This is a genomic window from Streptomyces huiliensis, from assembly GCF_020037025.1.
Lineage (GTDB): Bacteria > Actinomycetota > Actinomycetes > Streptomycetales > Streptomycetaceae > Streptomyces > Streptomyces huiliensis.
This window is the reverse complement of sequence record NZ_JAIQLH010000414.1, coordinates 1-5,021: the sequence shown is the minus strand read 5'-3', so window position 1 is coordinate 5,021 and position 5,021 is coordinate 1. Positions and strand designations below refer to the sequence as shown.

Below are 5,021 nucleotides of genomic sequence, written 5' to 3'. Positions count from 1 at the left end.
CCGGCCCCAGCAGCGCTCGGACGCGTGGCCGAACGGGAGGTAGCCCGGGTGGTCGTCCGGGTCGAGGCCGTCCCACCGCTCGGGGCGGAACGCCTCGGGGTCGTCCCAGAGCGCCGGGTCCCGGTGGCTGAGCAGCGGCAGCAGCAGGACGTCGTCGGACCGGCCGATCCGGGCGTCCAGGGCCGGGTATTCGGGGGAGGCGTGGCGAAGGACGTTCCACGACGGGGGCAGCAGCCGCATCGCCTCGTACAGGATGTTCCGGTTCGGCGTCCCGTCGGCGAAGGGGGCGCCGAGCCACAGGGCGTTGGCGACGAGCGTGGAGACGGTGAAGCAGACAGGGGCCGCGGCGCGCCGGTACAGGCCCATGGCGTAGCGGCGGTCCTGGTACCCGGTGGCGCGGGCGGTGAGGCCGGCGAGGGCGGAGAGGCGCTCTCCCGGCCGGGGCCGGCCCGGCAGGGCGGCGCCGGCGGCGATGACCGTCCAGGTCAGCTTGGGCGTCAGCTCCAGGTTCCGGTCCATCAGGACGCGCAGCCGGTACGGGTCGGGGCCGAGGACGAGGTCGCGCAGGAAGACGTGGCCGACGTGCGGCCAGGTGCCGGTGAGGTCGGTTTCCGCCCGGGTCGGCCGGCGCAGGGCGGCGCGGACGTCGCGGCCGATGGCCTGCATGACCGTCGACGCCTCGGTGCGCGGGATGGACCTGCCGTGCAGGGGTTTGAACGTCGGCCGCTCGCGCTCGCCCGCCGGTCTCGCGGCCAGGATCCGGTCGGTGAGGTCCGGGCCGGCGACGCCGACGGTGGTGGGGTCCAGACGGAAGACGTCCTCGCCGAGGTGGTCGTCGAGCAGGGCCCGGAGCCTCGGGGCGAAGACCGTGGTGCGCGTGCGGCTGCCGGTGTGGCTGCGGGTGCCGGTGCTGGTGCCGGAGGGGTGCATCGGAGGGCCTCCAGGAGCGGAAGGGGCCCGCGCCCGGCGGCCGGTGAGCACCGCCGGGCGCGGGCCGGGGACGGGAGCGCGCCTCCGTGGGGACGCGCTCGGGCACGGGCCCTTCCGGCCTAGTACCAGTGGTACCAGGCGTACGCCTTCAGGCTCTTTTCCGGCGTCAGCTTGTCCTTGAGTGCGAACAGGAGCTTCACAACAGCACCTCCCAGAGAGGGGAAACGGCTCGGGTGTGACATGGCTCGTGCGGTGGTGCGTTTCGGTCGTGCACGCGAACGTCCCTCGTGTACCGGTTCGTTGCGGCACCGCCGGGAAAATTGAAGCTTGGAGGGAAAGGTGTTGTCAATGGGTCGGTTTTCCGGCATGGCCGGATTGGGTGGACCGGGCGTTGACGCCCGATAACGTCAACGCCGCCATTCATCAGCGGAGTTGCGAGCCTCGTCCGCAACGCGCCGAACGGGGCGGCGGCGGACCGGGAGCCACGCCGTCGGGTAACCTCAAACGTCACGTTTGTCCGAGAGGTCTCCCCATGCACGCCGTCCGCTTCACCCTCGTCCACGCGAGCTCCGGCCGCGGCCGCCTCTGGAAGCGGGCCTCGCACACCTGGGCCGGGGCCGTGCCCGGTCTCGGGCCCGTGGAGCTGGTCTGCCCCGCGGAGGAGGACGTCAGGCGGGAGACGCTGACGGCCCGGGTGTCGGGGCAGGGGATCACTCCCCTGAGCTTCACCGGCATCGGCTTCCGGGGGAAGCCGCGCCTGGCGCGCACGGAGCTGACCGGCGGCGGGTGGGTGGCCCGGCTGAAGCGGCGCCACCTCGCCGTTTCGGCCCGCCGGCGCGCGCTGCGGATCGAGATCGCCGGGCGCGCGTACCGCTACCGGGCGCTCCCCGGCCGCCGGCACGAGCTGCGGCGGGACGGCGCCGTCGTCACCATCCGGCGGTCGCACACCCTCGACGGTGACGGCCGGGGCGCCTGCGACGGGCTGGACATCGGTCTCGCGCTCCTGCTGGAGGGCGTCTACACCCGCAACCTCACCTTCGGCGGGGCGCTGTACTCCTGGCCCGGCCGCTTCCTCACCCGCGTGGAGATCCCGGACTTCTGACGGAAGCCCGCCTTACGGCAGCCCCGGCAGGTCCTCCGCGTACAGCAGCGTCAGGTCGTCCTTGCTCGGGTGCGGCAGCTGGGCCACCCGGCCCGCGTGACGTTCGACCATGGCCTCGAAGGTCTGGCGGGCCGTGCGGCCGTTGCCGAAGGCCGGGCCGCGGGGGACCGAGCGAAAGTAGTGGAGGAGGGCGTCGGCAGCGCCCTCGCCGATGCGGTACTCGTGCTCCTCCGCCTGCTGCTCGACGATCCGCAGCAGCTCCTCGGGGGCGTAGTCGCCGAAGGTGATGGTGCGCGAGAAGCGGGACGCCACACCGGGGTTGACGGTCAGGAAGCGCTCCATCTCGGCCGTGTAGCCGGCGACGATCACCACCACCGAGTCCCGGTGGTCCTCCATCAGCTTCACCAGCGTGTCGATGGCCTCCCGGCCGAAGTCGCGGCCCGAGTCCTCTGGGGCCAGCGCGTACGCCTCGTCGATGAACAGGACGCCGCCCCGGGCGCGTTCGAACGCCTCCTGGGTGCGGATCGCCGTGGAGCCGATGTGCTCGCCCACCAGGTCCACCCGGGAGACCTCCACCAGGTGACCGCGCTCCAGGACGCCCAGCGAGGCCAGGATCTCGCCGTACAGCCGGGCCACGGTCGTCTTGCCGGTGCCGGGGGAGCCGGTGAAGACCAGGTGGCGGCGGACCGAGGCGGCCTTCAGGCCCGCCTCCTGCCGGCGGCGGCCCACCTCGATCATGTCGGTGAGCGCCCGGACCTCCTTCTTCACGCTCTCCAAACCCACCAGCGCGTCCAGCTCGCCGAGGACCGTCGTCGACGGGCGGGTCGATTCCTCGTCCCGGCGCGGTGCGGGGAGAGGGGACGGCGGTGTCACGGGGGCGGGGGGCGGCGGGGGAGCGGGGCGTGAGCGTCCCGCCGCCGCCGGGGCGGGGACGCGCAGGGGCACCGGCTCGTCGCTCGTGCAGCCCTCGCTCAGCGGACCCGGACCGCCGCCCTCCGCGTGCCCGTGCCCGCCCCCGCCGTCCGCGAACTCGTAACCGCCGCGCGCACAGCGCTCCGTGTGGCACCGGGTCAGCGTCGCCCGGCAGCCGTCGATGACGTGGAAGCCGTAGCCGCCGCTGCCCGACACCCGACAGTGCCGGAACGTGCCCCGGCCCTCGGCCGACACGTAGAACCCCGCCTCCAGCGGCGAACTCACCGTGCAGTCCTCGAAGGTGGGGTCCGCGCCCTTGGTGACGATCACGCCCGTGGCCGTCGCGTCGACGGCGCAGCCGGTCAGCGTCCCGCCGCTGCCGTGGTCGCGGAACCAGGCGCCGGTCGTCGCCTCGCGGATCCGGCAGTCGTCGAGGCGCGCGGTCGCCCCGCCGCTCACCGACACCGCCGTCCCGCGGATCCGCGCCAGGTCGCTGTCGGAGACCTCGGCGCACGAGCCGCGGTCCAGGACGAACAGCGCGTCCGGCACGTCGTGCACCCGGCAGGAGGCGAGGACGGCCGTGGCGCCGTCACTCACCCACACCGCCGGGTAGTCGCCCGTGCTGTCCTGGAGCTCGCACCCGACGGCCTCCGCGCGGGTGCCCGGGTCCCAGACCGACAGGCCGTTCCGCCCGAACCGGCGGACCGTGGAGCGGGCCATCGTCAGCACCGAACGCGCCCGCAGGTCCACCGCGTTCTCCGGAATGTCGTGGATGTCGCAGTCGTCGAGTGCCAGGACCGCGCCGGTGTCCAGCGTCACGCCGTCGGCCGCCACCCGGTGCACCCGGCAGTCGGAGAGCCGGCCGGCCGCGCGCTCGGCCATCCGCACGCCGGCGCCCCGGATCTCGTACACCTCGCAGCCCACCGCCTCCAGCGTGCTGGCCTCGCCCGTCACCGACAGCCCGGCGCCCCGCGCGTGGTGCACCCGGCAGCGCTCCAGGCGCGGGCCCCCGCCGCCGTACACGGCGACGCCCGACTGCCCGGCCGCCAGCACCTCGCACTCCTCGAAGACGCCGCCGGCCCGGTCCAGCACCGCCACGCCGACACCCGCCGCGTTGTCGACCGCGCAGTGGCGCACCGTCGGCCGCGCGCCCCCGCGCACCTCGATTCCCACGGACGAACGCGTCACCACGCGCAACCCGACGAGCTCCGGCGCGCCCCCGTCCACCAGCAGCGCGGGCACCGCCGCGTCCTGACCCTCCACCTGGAGGTCCCGCAGGACCGCCGCCGCCCGCACGGTGAGGGCCACGCCCTCCGGCGGGGCGATCCGCACCGAACCGGGCACCCCGTCCGCGCCGCGCAGCGTGATCGAGCGGTCCACCACCAGGTTCTCCCGGTAGGTGCCGGGGGCGACGGACAGCACGTCGCCGTCCGCCGCCGCCTCCAGGGCCGCCGCGAGCGATACGTACTCCCCGGTGCGCCGCCGCCAACGCGACGGGCCGCCGTGCGTCACCTGGACCGAGCCCTGTGCCATGGTGCTGTCGCGCCCCCACCTCGTGCGTCTGTCTCCCGGGACGGATGCGCCGCCCGGGACCGATGCGTACCGGCCGCTCCACCGTAGCGTGCGCCGGGCACGGGAGTTGACCGCCCGCGCGCCGCCCGGCCGCCGGTGCGGCTCGCCTGCTCGTGCCGTTCGCCTGCTCGTGCCGTTCGCCTGCTCGTGCCGTTCGCCTGCTCGTGCCGTTCGCCCGTCCGTACTGCTCGCCTGCCCGTGCCGCTCGGCCGACCGTGCCGTTCGCCTGCCCGTGCCGCTCGGCCGACCGTGCCGTTCCCCTGCTCATGTCGCCCGGCCGACCGCACCGCTCGGCGCCGGTGCCGCTCGGCCGCCCACGTCCCTCAGCTGCCCGCGTCCGCCCGGCCCCAGGTGTGCCCGGCCTGCTCCCAGGCGCGGTCCCACCGCTCGTACCGCCGCCGGGCGACCCGCCACATGACCAGCCGGCGCAGCCCCTGCACCGCGCCCGCCGCGGCCAGGGCGGCGCCCACGCCGGCCAGCGCGGCGTGGACGGAGGCCGTGGTGC

Annotated in this window: 4 protein-coding genes and 1 pseudogene; 1 reads left to right on the top strand and 4 read right to left on the bottom strand. The window is 75.1% G+C overall.

All coding sequences use genetic code 11. From position 1 onward, the window contains the following. Positions 1-930: cytochrome P450 (locus tag JNW98_RS34430; protein ID WP_223772219.1), on the bottom strand; the 930-nt coding region annotated here is incomplete at its 3' end. 119 nt (positions 931-1,049) lie between these two features. Further along, a complete protein-coding gene (locus JNW98_RS36990) occupies positions 1,050-1,172 on the bottom strand; it encodes a tryptorubin family RiPP precursor (protein WP_223772220.1) in 123 nt (40 codons plus the stop codon). Between the two features lie 290 nt (positions 1,173-1,462). On the opposite strand from JNW98_RS36990, the gene JNW98_RS34420 reads away from it, so the two are divergent. After that, positions 1,463-2,032, top strand: a complete 570-nt coding sequence (locus JNW98_RS34420; protein WP_223772218.1) for a hypothetical protein — start codon at positions 1,463-1,465, stop codon at positions 2,030-2,032. A 12-nt stretch (positions 2,033-2,044) separates the two neighbouring features. Here the strand turns inward: JNW98_RS34420 and JNW98_RS34415 are convergent, their stop codons facing one another. Together JNW98_RS34415 and JNW98_RS34410 are read right to left on the bottom strand one after the other, a co-directional pair. Then, a complete protein-coding gene (locus JNW98_RS34415; RefSeq protein ID WP_223772217.1) occupies positions 2,045-4,477 on the bottom strand; it encodes a right-handed parallel beta-helix repeat-containing protein in 2,433 nt (810 codons plus the stop codon). Positions 4,478-4,839: 362 nt separating this feature from the next. Then, positions 4,840-5,021, bottom strand: a pseudogene (locus tag JNW98_RS34410) (Rv1733c family protein); the annotation flags it as partial.

What these genes read in the sequence shown, in the direction of transcription:
- JNW98_RS34420 (WP_223772218.1), top strand. Translation starts at nt 1,463, where the DNA reads ATGCACGCCGTCCGCTTCACCCTCGTCCACGCGAGCTCCGGCCGCGGC.
- JNW98_RS36990 (WP_223772220.1), bottom strand. Translation starts at nt 1,172, where the DNA reads ATGTCACACCCGAGCCGTTTCCCCTCTCTGGGAGGTGCTGTTGTGAAG.
- JNW98_RS34415 (WP_223772217.1), bottom strand. Translation starts at nt 4,477, where the DNA reads ATGGCACAGGGCTCGGTCCAGGTGACGCACGGCGGCCCGTCGCGTTGG.